The 15,136-nt window shown below is 59.9% G+C and carries 11 protein-coding genes and 2 pseudogenes; 10 read left to right on the top strand and 3 right to left on the bottom strand.

Annotation, left to right across the window (positions count from 1 at the left end; translation table 11 throughout):
- Positions 1-101: 101 nt before the first annotated feature.
- Complete coding sequence (locus QTA57_RS07710; protein WP_290154352.1) at positions 102-1,004, bottom strand: MurR/RpiR family transcriptional regulator; 903 nt, start codon at positions 1,002-1,004, stop codon at positions 102-104.
- Positions 1,005-1,097: 93 nt separating this feature from the next.
- Here QTA57_RS07710 and QTA57_RS07705 point away from each other — a divergent pair, with 93 nt between their 5' ends.
- The 4 genes and pseudogenes from QTA57_RS07705 to QTA57_RS07690 all read left to right on the top strand — a co-directional run bounded on the left by QTA57_RS07705 (position 1,098) and on the right by QTA57_RS07690 (position 6,591).
- On the top strand, positions 1,098-2,069 hold the full coding sequence (locus tag QTA57_RS07705; protein ID WP_145215192.1) for a TAXI family TRAP transporter solute-binding subunit: 972 nt from the start codon (positions 1,098-1,100) through the stop codon (positions 2,067-2,069).
- Between the two features lie 114 nt (positions 2,070-2,183).
- Positions 2,184-4,820 (top strand): TRAP transporter permease, encoded by a 2,637-nt coding sequence (locus tag QTA57_RS07700; RefSeq protein WP_290154351.1) that lies wholly within the window; start codon positions 2,184-2,186, stop codon positions 4,818-4,820.
- A gap of 12 nt (positions 4,821-4,832) precedes the next feature.
- Entirely contained in the window at positions 4,833-5,264 is a 432-nt protein-coding gene (locus QTA57_RS07695; RefSeq protein ID WP_145215186.1) for a universal stress protein, read from the top strand.
- A 5-nt stretch (positions 5,265-5,269) separates the two neighbouring features.
- Positions 5,270-6,591: pseudogene (locus QTA57_RS07690) on the top strand (aspartate aminotransferase family protein).
- Between the two features lie 7 nt (positions 6,592-6,598).
- Here the strand turns inward: QTA57_RS07690 and QTA57_RS07685 are convergent.
- Together QTA57_RS07685 and QTA57_RS07680 are read right to left on the bottom strand one after the other, a co-directional pair.
- A complete protein-coding gene (locus tag QTA57_RS07685; protein WP_290154350.1) occupies positions 6,599-7,552 on the bottom strand; it encodes a dihydrodipicolinate synthase family protein in 954 nt (317 codons plus the stop codon).
- Entirely contained in the window at positions 7,552-9,669 is a 2,118-nt protein-coding gene (locus QTA57_RS07680) for a xanthine dehydrogenase family protein molybdopterin-binding subunit (protein ID WP_290154349.1), read from the bottom strand. Before QTA57_RS07680 ends, QTA57_RS07685 begins: the two co-directional genes overlap by 1 nt.
- A gap of 162 nt (positions 9,670-9,831) precedes the next feature.
- Between QTA57_RS07680 and QTA57_RS07675 the strand changes: the two genes are divergently transcribed.
- The 6 genes and pseudogenes from QTA57_RS07675 to QTA57_RS07650 all read left to right on the top strand — a co-directional run bounded on the left by QTA57_RS07675 (position 9,832) and on the right by QTA57_RS07650 (position 15,128).
- Entirely contained in the window at positions 9,832-10,617 is a 786-nt protein-coding gene (locus QTA57_RS07675; protein ID WP_290154348.1) for an aspartate dehydrogenase, read from the top strand.
- A 1-nt stretch (position 10,618) separates the two neighbouring features.
- The gene (locus tag QTA57_RS07670) at positions 10,619-11,554 is read left to right on the top strand and encodes a LysR substrate-binding domain-containing protein (protein ID WP_290154346.1); all 936 of its coding nucleotides are present in this window, start codon (positions 10,619-10,621) and stop codon (positions 11,552-11,554) included.
- Positions 11,555-11,663: 109 nt separating this feature from the next.
- Positions 11,664-12,206: a 3-hydroxyanthranilate 3,4-dioxygenase gene (locus QTA57_RS07665; protein ID WP_145215168.1), complete on the top strand. Its 543-nt coding sequence runs from the start codon at positions 11,664-11,666 to the stop codon at positions 12,204-12,206.
- Positions 12,207-12,312: 106 nt separating this feature from the next.
- Positions 12,313-13,246 (top strand): annotated as a pseudogene (locus QTA57_RS18580) (TRAP transporter substrate-binding protein).
- Positions 13,247-13,326: 80 nt separating this feature from the next.
- Positions 13,327-13,872: a TRAP transporter small permease gene (locus QTA57_RS07655; RefSeq protein WP_145215162.1), complete on the top strand. Its 546-nt coding sequence runs from the start codon at positions 13,327-13,329 to the stop codon at positions 13,870-13,872.
- Positions 13,869-15,128, top strand: a complete 1,260-nt coding sequence (locus tag QTA57_RS07650) for a TRAP transporter large permease (RefSeq protein WP_171561433.1) — start codon at positions 13,869-13,871, stop codon at positions 15,126-15,128. The genes QTA57_RS07655 and QTA57_RS07650 overlap by 4 nt, the downstream gene beginning before the upstream one ends.
- The last annotated feature ends 8 nt before the right edge of the window (positions 15,129-15,136 follow it).

Genomic DNA, 15,136 nt, shown 5'->3' with positions numbered 1-15,136 from the left:
CCTATGCTGATTGAGAACGCATGACTAGTCCCGCGTCCAGAGGCAATCAATTCGACGCGCCAAGTCAAAGGTCACTGGGCCCCTGAACGGGCTGGAATACCTTATCCCTCATCGCTCCGCGACGGTGGCGGGACATAGCTACCAAAATCCAGCAACCGATCCTCGAATTCGGCGATGCGACCTGCGGCAGATCCGTTCTGGGTGATCATCTGGGCGATGATCGCTTCGACTAAGGCAAATCCCGCGCCTTGCGACGGCAAAGGCTGCGGGCCGTCCATTGGCAGGCAGAACACGATGTCCGCCTCTCTCGCGATGGGAGAGGTGTAGCTATCCGTGATCGCGATGATCCGTGCCGAGCGCGATAAGGCAGAGGCATGGGCGCGGACAACCTCGGCCGAGTAGAGCGAAAAAGTGATGAGGACGATCACATCCTCCGGGCCTGTTTCAGTCAAAACATCGGCGATGCTGCCCGGCTCTGCCAGAGGACGCGCGAAGTTCGGAAAGGCCATCCGTCCCGAATACGACATGTAGTGCGCCAAGGAAAAACAGCTCCGGACACCGACGCAATAGATGCGCCGCGCGCCTGCCAACATTTCGGCGGCTTGGCCGATTCGCGCGACATTCTGCGCCGAGAACAGCGTGTCGAGATTGTGCTGCGCGGAGGCGCGGACCTTTTCAACCACCCCTGCCCCGGCGCCGGATCGGAGTTTAGCCGCCCGAGAGCCATACAAGCCGCGCTGCTGTATAAGCGCCGACTGGAAGGCTTCGCGACAGGGTTCAAAGCCGGAAAACCCAAGGGCCAGGGACAGGCGATAGACCGTGTTCACATTCACGCCGGCCCGGTTTGCAAGGGCCCTGACCGAGTGAAAGGCCATTTCCTGCGGATGCTCCAGCGCCCAAGCGGCAAACCCAGAAATCGCCGGGGAGGCCGCATGCACCAACTCCGCCAGCGCCTGGCTGAGATCATCGAGCGTTTCATATTTTGGCGTCAGGCGCGGCGTCATATGAAACAAATGACCCAAGTGCTTGACTATTTTCAACGATTTGTTTCATCGTCTCTCATCCGTGTTTCAGATAGCTCAACAGGGAGAGAGTTCATGAACAAACATTTGGTTGGCGCGCTGGTCGCGGCCACAACCGCCTTGGGTGCAAGCGCAGCCACGGCTCAGGATCAGACCTTCGTCGCCATCGGCACCGGCGGCGTCACCGGGGTGTATTACCCGACCGGCGGCGCGATTTGCCGTCTGGTGAACCGCAACCGGGCCGAGCATGGCATCCGCTGCGGCGTGGAGTCGACCGGTGGGTCCGTCTTCAACATCAACGCCATCCGTGGCGGCGAGTTGGAGTTTGGTGTGGCGCAGTCCGATTGGCAGTTCCATGCGTTCAACGGCACCTCGCGGTTTGAAGAAACGGGCGCATTTGAAGGTCTGCGGGCCGTTTTCTCAGTCCACCCGGAGCCCTTCACCGTTGTGGCTCGCGCAGATGCTGGCATCGAAACTTTCGAAGATCTGCAAGGCATGCGCGTCAACGTTGGCAACCCCGGTTCGGGCCAGCGCGGCACAATGGAAGTGCTGATGGCCGCCATGGGCTGGACGATGGATGATTTCGCTGTTGCCTCCGAATTGCAGGCGGCGGAGCAAAGCCAAGCGCTGTGCGACAACAACATCGATGCGATGATCTACACCGTTGGCCACCCGTCCGGCTCGATCCAGGAGGCGACCACGGCCTGTGACTCGGTTCTGGTGACGGTCGACAACGACGCGGTCGCGCAGCTTGTGGCTGACAACTCGTTCTATCGCACGGCGACCATTCCGGGCGGCATGTATCGCGGCAATGACAATGACACGATGACCTTCGGGGTCGGCGCAACCTTCGTCACCTCGGCCGATGTCTCCGAAGATGTGGTCTATGAAGTGGTCAGCGCGGTGTTCGAAAACATCGACCAATTTCGCAGTCTGCACCCGGCCTTCGCCAATCTCGACCCGGCGGAAATGGCCAATGACGGTCTGTCCGCGCCGCTGCACCCAGGTGCCGAGCGGTATTTCCGCGAAGCTGGCCTGATCGAGTGATCGGACCTAGGCTGACAGGCCTATGACACTGATCCGGGGCGCGCGCATCTTACCGCGCGCGCCCCGGGTCCAATACGCGGCCCAAAGATGGCAGCACCAATAGGGAGTGGCCCGATGACGGATCAGGACGGGCGCGAGGGGCGCCAATTTACCGATGAAGAACTACAGGATCTGGTCGCCAGCACCGATAGCGGCGCGCGCGACCCATCCAACCGAAATATCGCCCTGCTGATTGCCGGGTTGGCGCTGGCATGGTCGCTGTTCCAGCTTTGGATCGCCCAACCGCAGCTTTGGTTTGCGGAATATCTGCCGGTGATGAACTCATCGCAGACCCGGCCCATCCACCTGACCTTTGCCATCGTTCTGGCGTTTCTGGCTTATCCCGCCTTCAAATCATCGCCCCGCCATCACGTCCCGATCTTCGACTGGATTTTGATGGCGATTGGTGGCGCCTGCGCCTTCTACATTTTCTGGTTTTCGGAAGAACTGGCTCTGACCGCGCGGTCCGGCTTGCCGACGCAGACCCAAGTGATCATCGGCGCTGTCGGATTGCTGTTGCTGCTCGAGGCGAGCCGCCGGGCGCTTGGACCCGCGCTGACAATCGTCGGCTCTATCTTCCTGCTTTACGCTTACATGGGTCAGGGCTGGTTGATCCCGGAACTGATCGAACATGAGGGGCTCTCCTTCACTGCGCTGATCAACGCGCAATGGCTCGACACGGGCGGCGTCTTCGGCATCCCGCTTGGCGTCTCGACAGCGTTTGTGTTCCTCTTCGTGCTTTTCGGCTCGCTGCTCGATAAGGCGGGCGCCGGGAACTACTTCATCAAACTGGCCTTCGCCGGCCTGGGCCATTTGCGTGGCGGTCCGGCAAAGGCGGCCGTCGTCGGCTCCGCCATGACCGGCCTGATCTCCGGCTCCTCCATCGCCAATGTCGTCACAACCGGGACCTTCACGATCCCATTGATGAAGCGTGTGGGCTTCACCAATGAGCAGGCGGGTTCGGTCGAGGTCGCCTCCTCCGTCAACGGCCAGATCATGCCCCCGGTGATGGGGGCGGCAGCCTTCCTGATGGTGGAGTTCATCGGGATTTCTTACGTCGAGGTGATCAAGCACGCCTTCATCCCGGCGGTGATCTCTTACATCGCACTGGTCTACATCGTGCACCTCGAAGCGCTGAAGAAAGACATGCCCGCGCTTGGCGAGGCGAAAAGCTTCGTCGGGATGATTGTGAAATTCTTCATCGGCTTTGCGGTTGCGGGTGCCGGGTTCACCGCACTGATCTATGGCGTCGGCGCCCTGCGCGACGTGGTCCCTGACCTGACCGGGCCGATCATGATGGCGCTTTTGGCGGCGATCTATGTCTGGCTGGTGGCCATTGCTGCGCGCAAGCCGGATCTGGAGATCGACGACCCCAATGCAACCGAAATCAAACTTCCGACTGTCAAAGAGATCTATGCCACTGGCCTGCATTATGTGCTGCCAATCGTGGTTTTGGTCTGGTTCCTCATGGTGGAACGGCAGAGCCCGGCGCGATCGGCGTTTTTCGCCACGGCATTGATGATCCTGATCATCGTCACCCAGCGCCCTCTGAAAGCGTTCTTTCGCGGCAAGGGCGCGGAAATGGCCCACGAGTTCAAGGAAGGTTTTGTCGATCTACGAGACGGGTTGATCGCGGGCGCACGCAATATGATCGGTATCGGGGTCGCCACGGCCGCCGCCGGGATCATCGTGGCCACCGTGACACGGACCCCGATCGGGACCGAACTCGCGGGCCTCGTGGAGCAGCTTTCGGGCGGCATCCTGTTCGTCATGCTGATTTTGATCGGCGTCTTCTCTCTCATCCTCGGGATGGGCCTGCCGACAACGGCGAATTACATCGTGGTTTCATCGCTCATGGCCTCGGTCGTCGTGTCGCTTGGCGCGCAAGAAGGGCTGATCGTTCCGCTGATCGCGGCCCACCTCTTTGTGTTCTATTTTGGGATCATGGCGGATGTGACGCCCCCTGTGGGGTTAGCCAGTTTCGCTGCCGCCGCCGTTTCAGGCGGCGATCCGATCAAGACTGGGTTCACCGCTTTCTTCTATAGTTTGCGTACGGTGGCCTTGCCATTCCTGTTCATCTTTAACCCGACGCTAATCCTCTATGGGGTCGATCTTGGCACATGGGAAGGGATATTCCAGGCGGTTACGGTCTTCATCGTCGCGACCTTCGCCATGCTGCTGTTTGCGGCCGCGACCCAGGGCTATTTCCTGGCCCGCTCACGCATCTACGAAAGCGCGGCGCTGTTGCTGGTGGCCTTTACGCTTTTCGTGCCAAATATCTGGCTCGATATCGTGCAAGACCCGTTCCGCGAGGTGCCGCCAGCCCAATTTGAAACGGCCGTGGGCGAAGCGGCCGAGGGGGCACAACTGCGCTTGCTCATCCAAGGGCCTGATTTCAACACCGGCGAGATGGCCGAAACCACGTTGGTGTTGAACGCCGTGGGGGCAAGCGCTGCGGAGCGGATCGCGAATTCCGGCCTGCTCCTGATTCCCGATGGCGAGGTCGTCCGTTTGGACGAGCCAATGTTCGGGACCGCCACCGCCGAGACCTTGGCTGATTTCGACTTCTACGCCGATACACCCGTGCAACTGGCCGCTGTGCGGATGCCGCAGGACCGGATGCCCGAGCAAGTCTTCTATCTCCCGGCGCTTTTGCTTCTGGGTCTGGTGGTCCTGCTGCAACGGCGGCGTCAAACCAAACCGGCCTTCTGAGGAGTGCGAGAGATGTTTAGAACGATCCTCCTACCCATCGACCTTTCGGCAGAGAACAGTTGGGCAAAGGCCCTGCCCGCCGCCCTGAAACTCTGCGAGGGCAATGGCTGCATCCTGCATGTCACAACCGTGGTGCCCGACTTTGGTATGTCGATCGTGGGCAGCTATTTTGAGCCCGGCTTTGAAGACAAGGCGCTGCACGAGGTTGGCGAAAAGCTCACGGCCTGGGTCTCCGCGCACATCCCCGATGACATTGAGGTGCACCCCCATGTGCTGCATGGCCGGGTTTATGACCTGATCATTGAGGCTGCGGACCGATTGAATGTCGATGCCATCGTGATGGGGTCGCACACGCCGGGTCTGAGCGATTATCTGCTTGGCCCGAATGCGGCCCGGGTGGTGCGCCACGCCAAACAATCGGTCTTTGTCGTCCGGGGGGAGTAAGGCCTGTGAGCCATATCTTTGGTCGCGGCTCGGCACCTTTGCCGAAGGCGGTGCGCGGCGACGGTTGTTATCTCTACGATAGCACTGGCAAAGCCTATCTTGACGGCTCCGGTGGCGCGGCTGTCTCATGCCTGGGCCATTCCGACGCGGATGTCCGGGCGGCTGTCCATGCGCAGTTGGATCAAGTAGCGTTTGCCCATACCGGGTTTTTCACCTCCGATCCTGCCGAGAAATTGGCCGACCTTCTGATCGCGCAGGCGCCCGACGGGATTGAGAGAGTCTACCTCCTCTCCGGCGGGTCCGAGGCGGTTGAGGCCGCCATCAAGCTCGCCCGGCAGTATTTCCTGGAGATCGGGGAGCCAGAGCGCCACCGTGTCATCGCTCGGCGGCAGAGCTATCACGGCAACACACTTGGCGCATTGGCGGCGGGCGGCAATGCCTGGCGGCGCGAGAAATACGCGCCGCTTTTGGTCGAAACCAGCCATATCGCACCGTGTTTTGAATATCGTCACCGGGCCGAAGGCGAGAGCCTCTATGACTATGGTCAGCGGGCGGCAAATGAGCTGGAGACCGAGATCGAGCGGCTCGGCCCCGAGACCGTGATGGCCTTCATCGCCGAACCGGTTGTCGGCGCAACAGCAGGTGCCGTGCCTGCGGTGGACGGGTATTTTAGTCGTATTCGCGAGATCTGCGACCAGTCTGGCATATTGCTGATCTTGGATGAGGTGATGTGTGGCATGGGGCGGACGGGGAGCCTCTTTGCCAGCGAGCAGGAAGGCATCTCCCCTGACATCGTGACAATCGCCAAGGGGCTTGGCGCGGGCTATGCGCCGATTGGGGCGATGCTGTGTTCCGGCACGATTTACAAAGCCATCGCGGATGGATCGGGCAGTTTCCAGCACGGGCATACCTATCATGGCCACCCCCTCGCCGCCGCAGCGGGTCATGCGGTTGTAAATGCGATGATAGAGCGGGATTTGATGCCGCGGGTAACGGCTCAGGGCGATACTCTCGCCGCCGCTTTGCACGCCGCTTTCGCCCAACACGCACATGTCGGTGACATCCGTGGGCGTGGGTTGTTTCGCGGGATCGAATTGGTCGAGGATCGGGCCACGAAGACACCCTTTGACCCGGCCCGCAAATTACACACGCGGGTAAAGAGCGCCGCGATGGCCGAAGGGCTGATTTGCTACCCCGCAGGTGGCACTGTCGATGGCCGCAGCGGCGATCACATCCTGCTCGCGCCCCCTTCATTATCAAAGATACGCAAATCGATGAGCTGGTCGGCAAGCTCTCACGCGCCTTGGATACAGCCTTAACGACATAGAGGCCGATCACAGCTTGAGGCCACAGCCCTCGAACGCCGCGCGGGTGGCGGCTTTCTCCTCCTCGGTCAATTGCAGAAGCGGCGCGCGGACCGGACCACCGACCTGCCCAAGCAGTTCCTGCCAATACTTCCCATGGGCCTGGGGTTTGCCGCCTGGCTTGCTGGCTTTGATCGCCTCGCGCACCGGTTCCAAGCTGTCCCGCACCCGGCGGGCCTCAGCAAAACGGCCCTCAAAAGCCAACCGCGTATAGTCGTTCATCCGTTGGTCGGATTTCGTCTGCAACTGATAGGGCGGCGAGGAGCAGAGATAGAGCCGCCACCCAAGCTCTTCGATATTGTCGAGCCATTCGGCCTCTGACGCCGTGGAGACGTGAATCTTGTCGCCCACCATATGGGTCAACCGCACATACATCTCTCGCGGGACCGAGTATTTGATCGCCACGATATTGGGCAACTCCGCGACCCGGGCACAAAGGTCGGGGCTCATCAGATAGCCACTATCGGGATGCGACCACATGGCGATGCCGATATCCACCTGATCGCACAGGGTTTTGTAGTAATTGAAAACCGTATCATCGGGATCGGTCACGAAATGCAGGACCGGTGCGTGGACGACCACATAATCCGCGCCGCAGGCCTGCGCATGTTTGGCCAATTCGACAACCGTATCGAAGTTCTGATCCGAGGCAGACATGATTGTGCCCGCCTTGCCATCACATTCTTCAACCGCAATCTCGAAGTTACGTTTGCGCTCTTCAAGCGACATGGAGAAGAACTCACCCTGCTTCCCGGCAATGAAGAGGCCCGCGATATCCAAATCATCGATCCAATGGCGGATATTGGCGCGAAGCCCCGCTTCATTGAAGAAACCATCAGCATGAAACGGGTTGAGCGCGGCGGCCCAGATGCCGCGCATGTGCTCTCGGGCATAGTCTTTCGCATCAAGCTTTGAGTAGTGCATCAGGTCTTTCCTTCCTCGGCGGCGCAGATCGCCTGCCAGATTTTGCTGGGTGTCAGGGGCATTTGCAGATCGGTTACACCAAGCGGCGCAAGCGCGTCATGGGCGGCGTTGAGAATGGCAGCGGGCGCGCCGATTGTGCCAGCCTCCCCCACGCCTTTGGCGCCAAGGATATTCATCGGGCTCGGTGTTTCGGTCTTGTCGATCTTCAGTGGTGGCACATCCGTCGCGCGCGGCATGGCATAATCCATGAAGGACCCGGTCAAGAGTTGCCCATCCGCATCGAAATGCAGGGCCTCCATCATCGCTTCACCGAAGCCTTGCGCAAAGCCGCCCATGACTTGGCCCTCCACCAGAAGCGGGTTCAGGATGGTGCCCGCATCGTCAATGGCATGCACCTGTTCCAGCGTCATCACCCCGGTCTCGCGATCAATCGCCGCCATCACAAGATACGCCCCATATCCCCAGGCCTGACCGTCATTTTCATAGCGCATTTCGGCGCTGAGCGGCGCGGGTTCGCCCTGTGCCTGGCGGCGGACAATCTCCTGGCAAGCGGCAAGAACGGCGCTGCCGCCAATGGCTGTGCTGCGGCTCGCCAGGGCGCCGATCCCTGGGGGGCAAAGATCGGTATTACCACAGGTGACGGTGACTTTGGCAGGATCTAGGCCAAGCGCATCCGCAACGATTTGCGCAAAGGCCGTCTCTCGACCGTGCCCTTGAGAGGAACTGCCGCTTAACACGTCGACGTGCCCATCTGGCTTGAGCGTCACACGCGCGGTTTCCCATCCGCTGCCAGAGGGTTCGAGGTAAAACGCAACACCAAGGCCCACCAGCTCGCCCATCGCGCGCCGCCGGTCTCTCTCCTCCAACAAGGCGGTGTAGCCAGCGCTCTTAGTCAACCGGTCAAGCACGCCCGGGTAATCACCGGAATCGAGTATGTCGCCAGAGAGCGTCTTGTGCGGCAAGTCCATGGGACCAAGCAAATTGTGCCGCCGCAACTCAACCGGATCTATGCCGCTGACGCGGGCTGCTTTGTCGATCAAACGTTCAATCAGACAATTGGCTTCCGGTCGCCCTGCCCCGCGATAGATTCCCATTGCCGGGCGATTTTCGGCGCAGGCCGTTGTCGCCAAATCAAGCTCTGGAATGTCATACCCGGCTGGCAGAATGCGGGCCGCATTCCAAGCCGGGATCAACCCACTATTGGGGAGCCAATGGCCAAGTGGCGCGTCAATCTCGGCACTCAGGGCCAGGAACTTCCCTTCTTCTGACAGCGCCAGACGCCCCTTTGTCGTCAGGCCACGCCCGTGCGTCGCAGACAAGAAATCATCACTGCGACTCGCCATCCATTTCACCGCATGGCGGTGATGAAACGCGGCCCAAACGGCAAAAACCTCCTCCGGATAGAGCGAGGCCTTCATACCAAACGCCCCGCCGACACTGGGCGCGATCACATGCAACCGGTCGACATCGATGCCTAAGATTTGTGCGAGTTCCGAGCGCGTACGATGGGGTGTTTGGGTCGAATGCCAGATCGTCGCCCGCTCCGTAGCACGATCATACGCGACCGCAATCGCGCGCGGCTCCATCGGCGATGGGGCAAGGCGCGGATGTTGGATTTCTGCTTCCACTACAAGCGCGGCCTTGGCAAAGGTCTGGTCTAGGATTCCGGTTTTCCAGTGTTTCTGAGCCAGTGGGCGCGGTGGCGGAGTGTCTTCGTCCTCAATCTCGGCAAAAATCAAGTCGGCTGCGTCCTGCGCTTCGGCCAGGCGGCTGGCCAGAACAGCTGCAATCGGCTGCCCCACGGCCTCAACCCGGGATTGGGCCAAGAGCGGAAAGGCCGGTGGGTTCGGCAACGGTAGGACTCGGTTGACCGACAACGGGGAGGTCCGCCCGATATCTTGCGCCAGGTGGATCGCGTGCACGCCGGGGGAAGCCAGCGCCTCTTCAATCTCGACCTCCACCAAGGTTCCAGAGGCCATCGGGCTGCGCAGAAAGGCCAGGTGAAGCGGGGTGTCGAGCCGGATGTCATCGGTAAACCGGGCTTGCCCACGCAGCAGATCGGGATCTTCCCGGCGCGTTATGCGGGCACCAACCCAGCGATTTGAAGTTTTCGACATCGGTTTTCGGCATTCCGCGCTATTCGAGGTGATACCAACACCGCTTCTCTCGCGGGGTAAAATCGTAAGTCCGAAATTGGGTATTCATTGAAAGAATAGCTAAAGAATTTGCTGCAAAGGAATACTTGTGCCAGCAAGAGCCTAAGGAGGAGGAGCCATGCTATGACAATCGCCGTGATCGGGAATGGCAGTATCGCAGGATATGTGGCCGCCCAATTGAGACGCAGCGGCGATGGGCCCGCCGCCTTCATCACTCGCGCTGGCAGCACCCGGGCGCAAACCGTGCCGGACGCGGCATATGTTGGGTCAGTCGCCGAGTTGCCTTCTGAAGTGAAACTGCTGATCGACTGCGCGGGGCATAGCGGGCTTGCCGACCATGGCCCTGATGCGCTCAAAGCTGGGCTCTCTGTGATCACACTGTCTCTTGGCGCCTTGGCCGATGAGACGCTGGCAACCGAGTTGCAAATCGCCGCCAAAGCAGGGGGAAGCCGGTTGCATCTGGCCAGCGGCGCAATCGGCGCGCTCGATGCGCTTCGTGCGGCATCGGTCGGAGAGATCGGCGCGGTACGCTATACAGGGCGCAAACCGCCAAAGGGTTGGCTCGGATCGCCAGCGGAAGATGTCTTGAACCTCACAAACATGGGCCCTGCGCCCGCCACCCATTTTGACGGCACGGCCCGCGATGCGGCGCTGACCTATCCGAAAAACGCCAATGTCGCGGCGGCAGTGGCGCTTGCCGGAATCGGATTTGACGACACGAAGGTCGAACTGATCGCAGACCCCGGCATCACCGCAAACATCCACGTTCTGGAAGCCGAGGGCGCATTTGGCACGTTTCGGTTTGAAATCTCGGGGCGGAGCCTGCCAGACAATCCGAAAAGCTCGGCGCTGGCCGCAATGAGCGCCGTCGCGGCCCTCCGGCAGAGCCAAGCCGACATCGGGTTCTGAGATGGCCCAACGGATCGCGGGGCGCATCGCCAACCGGCTGAAACTCAGGCAACTCCGCCTGCTGATTGCGGTGGGGCGTCATGGCAGTATCCAGAACGCCGCGCGGGAGATGAACGTCTCGCAGCCCGCCGCGACCAAAATGATCCAAGACCTCGAGTTAGATTTCGCCGTGCAGCTCTTTACCCGCACCAATCGCGGCGTGATCGCAACGCCAGCGGGCGAGGTGCTGATCCGTCACTGCAAGCTGATCTTTGCGCAGATCGCAAACGCCGCTGAAGAACTCGACGACTTATCCGAGGGCAATAGTGGGCGGATTGTCGTGGGCACGCTTCTGGCTGCGTCCTCGCATCTCTTGCCAAAAGCGATCGAGACGATGCTGGCGACCCGCCCAGGCGTGGCCTTGCGGGTTGTGGAAGGCACCAATGAAATGCTGATGCCTGCCCTCCGCAATGGCGAGATAGACATGGTGGTCGGGCGTCTACCCTCGCAACGTCATCGGCAAGAGCTTGAGCAGATCGTGCTGTTTGAAGAACACATCCTGGCGGTGGTTGGCCCTGACCATCCGCTGGCGAGGAGGGCCGACCTGAGGTTCTCGGATCTCGAAGCATTCGGCTGGATTCTCCCGCCCGCCCAAACAACGCTGCGACGTCAAATCGATCAGTTCTTCGTGGGGCAAGACCTCTATGTGCCGCCGATGATGGTCGAAAGCATCTCCTACCTGACCAACCGGACGCTTATTCAGAACAACGAGTTGATCGGCTTCATGCCGGCCCATGTGGCGGAGCAGGATATCGCGCTCGGCCTTTTGGCTGCACTCTCTTGGAAGGTCCCGTTTGGGACCGGGCCGGTGGGTGTAACCGTCCGAGAGAAGGACAATCTCTCGCCCGCCGCCGACGGGTTCTTGACAGCACTTCGTCAGGTGGCAAACGCCATCTGACGCCTTAACAGGTATAGATTTTCCCGATAGCTGATTTCAAAACTAGGGATTGAGCGGATATCAGAGCAAGCGCAGTCTGACCCAAACACCGCTTGGGCGAGGAGATATCATGGGACGGTTGAGCGCCTTCAACTTTCAAAACTGGATTGACGAACACCGGCACCTGTTGAAGCCGCCGGTGGGCAATCAACAAATCTGGGAAGATGCCGATTTGATGGTCACGATTGTCGGCGGCCCGAACAAGCGGACCGACTATCATGACGATCCGGTTGAGGAGTTTTTCTATCAGCTTCAAGGCGACATGCTGCTGAAGCTTTATGACGGCACCGAGTTCTATGATGTGCCGATTCGCGAGGGCGATATCTTCCTCTTGCCGCCGCATATCCGGCATTCGCCGCAGCGCCCGCAAGAAGGCTCCATCGGCCTCGTGATCGAGCCGAAGCGTCAAACCGGAGAGTTGGATGCCATCGAATGGTATTGTTTTAATTGCCAAAATTTGGTCCACCGGGCCGAAATGCAGCTTCAATCCATCGTCGATGACTTGCCGCCAGTCTACGAGAAATTTTATGCTTCAAATAAATTACGGACCTGCGTAAGCTGTGGCGAAATCCACCCTGGCAAAGAACCGCCAGAGGGATGGGTCACGCTTTAGAACCAATGATGGCGCATCAAAGCGCCACGCTTATCAACAATGGGAGTACACAGATGCCGAAGACTTTCGGGACGCTGATCGGGGGGCTGCGACCGCCCTGGTTCTGATGGGGACATATGCAACAGCCGAGGAGTTCCGCCTGGGCCTGATCACCCCACCGCCGCATGTTTGGACCCAAGCTGCGGAACGCTTTGGCGAAGCGCTGTCCGAGGCCTCGGACGGTGAACACACGCTGCAGGTCTTCCCGGCGCGTCAGTTGGGCAATGAAGCCGAGATGTTGCAGCAGTTGCAGTCGGGCGCGCTTGATATGGCGTTTCTGACCGTCGCCGAAGTCTCGAACCGGGTGCCCGATTTCGGTGCCTTCTACGCGCCCTTCCTGGCCGAAGATATTGCCCATGCGGGTGAGATCCTGCGCTCTGACCTCGCGGCCTCAATGCTTGACCAGCTTCCCGCACAAGCCGGAGTTGTCGGCATCGGCTATGGCATGGCGGGCTTGCGGCAGATCGTGACCCGCGGCGACGTAAGCTCCTCGGCCGATCTGGAAGGTCTGGAAGCTGCGGATCACGCCGTTTACCCCGATCCTCGACTTCTACAACGAGGTCGGCGCGGCGCCGACGCCAATGCCACTGCCCGACGTCTATGACGCGTTGGCCAACGGTCAGGTCGATGCAATTGACATGGATGCCGAACTGATCTGGGCACTGCGCTATTACGAGCATGCCGACACGATTGTGGTGTCGAACCATATGATGTTCCCGATGGTCGGCTTGGTGTCTGGCCGGGTCTGGGCCGGGCTTTCGGCTGACGATCAAACGATGATCCAGGAGTTGATGCAAGAACAGCTCTCGCAGGTAATCGACACCTATGTCGAGATGGACCCGCAATGGCTGGACGAGATCGAGGGCACGGGCAAAACATACGTTGAGGTTGGTCCAGAATTCTTCGGCGACGTGCCGGCGGCCTGGGACGCGATCTGGTCTGAACGCTCCTCGGTTCTGGGTGATATGCGCGACGTTGCGGCAGAGCTGGCGGCAGAATAGGCTCTCAACAGATCAAACATATATCAAACCCACTGGCGCTACCGCTGGTGGGTTTCGATTCAGCAGGACCCCCTTTCGCCATGTTGCAAAAGATCTCTGCCTTCTGGGCCAAAGTTGAGATCACGGTCGCCGCGATTTTGGCCGCCGCGATCACCGGGCTGATCCTGCTCAATGTCGTCACCCGCGCGATCGGCAACGCGATCTATTGGGTCGATGAGGCGGCGATTTATACGATGGCCTGGATGACGTTCCTTGCGGCCTCCGCCGCCGTGCATCATGGGCAATCGGTTGCCGTCACCCTTGTGACAGATTTGGCCCCGCGCCCGGTGGCCGAAGTGATCCTCAAGGTAAAAGATGCAGTCGTCTTGGTCTTTGCCATATTGATGGTTTGGTTCTGCTGGCGCTGGTATTTGCCGCTGCAGATGGTCCAAGCGGGGTTCGATATCCTGCAGTTCCAGGGGGCAACCTTCAACTTCATCTATTCTGAACCCACAACAACCATCGGCTATCCCAAATACCTTGTATGGATGGTGATGTGGCTCTTCTCTTTCGGGGTGTTGCTTCATAGCGTGAACAACCTTTTGGGCGGTGGCGCCCTGCCCGAAGACCGGGTGGAGGCCACATGACCGCGCTTGTCTTTGCGATCCTGCTTTTCGGCGCGGTCCCGATTGCCATCGTTCTCGGCCTCGCCGCTGTGGCCTATGTTTTGGAAAGCGGCAATACGGTTCTGTTCGACAGTTTCGCGCAGCAGATGTTCTCGGGCCTTGAGAATTACGGGCTGCTCGCCATCCCGCTTTTCATGTTGACCGGCGAGTTGATGAATGAAGGCGGCATCACCAGCCGCCTGATCAATGCGGCTCGCGTTTTCGTCGGTGGATTCCGCGGTGGCCTCGCCTGGATCAACCTCGTCGCCAATATGTTCATGGCAGCGATCATCGGCTCTGCTGCCAGCCAGATCGCGATCATGTCCCGCGCCATGGTCCCGGCGATGGAACGGGAGGGCTACGACAAAGGTTTCGCAGCCGCCACGACCGCGGCGGGTGGTCTGCTCGCGCCCGTGATCCCGCCCTCGATGCTTTTCGTGATCTTTGCGGTGTTGGCACAGATCCCGGTGGGCGACATGTTCCTCGCTGGCATTTTGCCCGGCATTTTGATGTTCAGCAGCTTCGCCTTGGTCATCGCCACGATCGGCTGGTTCTCGCCCTTTCCGTCTGGCCGGTGGCTGACACGCCCGGAGGCATTTAGCGCGCTTGGCCAAGCCCTGCCCGCTGTGATTATCCCGGGCGCCATTATCGGCGGCATCCTCTTTGGCTTTGCTACGCCAACGGAATCGGCCGCAATCGCCTCGGTCATCGCATTGGCCCTTGGTCGGTTTGTCTATCGTGAGGTGCGGTTCCGTGACTTGGGCAAAGTCTTCATCCGCACCGCGCGCAACTCCGCCCTTGTGATCTTCATGATCGCCACCGCCAACGTCTTTGGTTGGGTGGTGGTCTATGAGGCGTTGCCGCAGCAGCTCGCAGCGCTGATCACAACAGTCACGTCAAACCCGTTCCTGTTTCTTCTAATCGTGAATGTGGCGCTGCTTTTCGTCGGCATGTTGATCGACGGCATCGCGGCGGTGATCTTGATCACGCCGATCCTGCTGCCCATCGCGATGAACTCTTACGATATCAGCCCCTATCAGTTCGGTGTGGTGATCTCGATCAACCTGATTTTAGGCTTGCTCACGCCACCGGTCGGGATCGGCCTTTACATTGCCTCCGCGATGAGCGGTGTGAAGCCAGTGGCGATCTTCAAAGCCCTCTGGCCCTTCCTCTTGGCAACGCTGATCGTTCTGATCCTGCTGAGCCGTTTTCCGGAACTGTCTACCGCGCTGATCTAACCCCAAAC

Source organism: Fontisubflavum oceani, from assembly GCF_030407165.1.
Classification (GTDB): Bacteria; Pseudomonadota; Alphaproteobacteria; order Rhodobacterales; family Rhodobacteraceae; genus Rhodophyticola; species Rhodophyticola oceani.
Note: the sequence above shows the minus strand (reverse complement) of the source record. Positions and strands in the feature narration are given on the sequence as shown.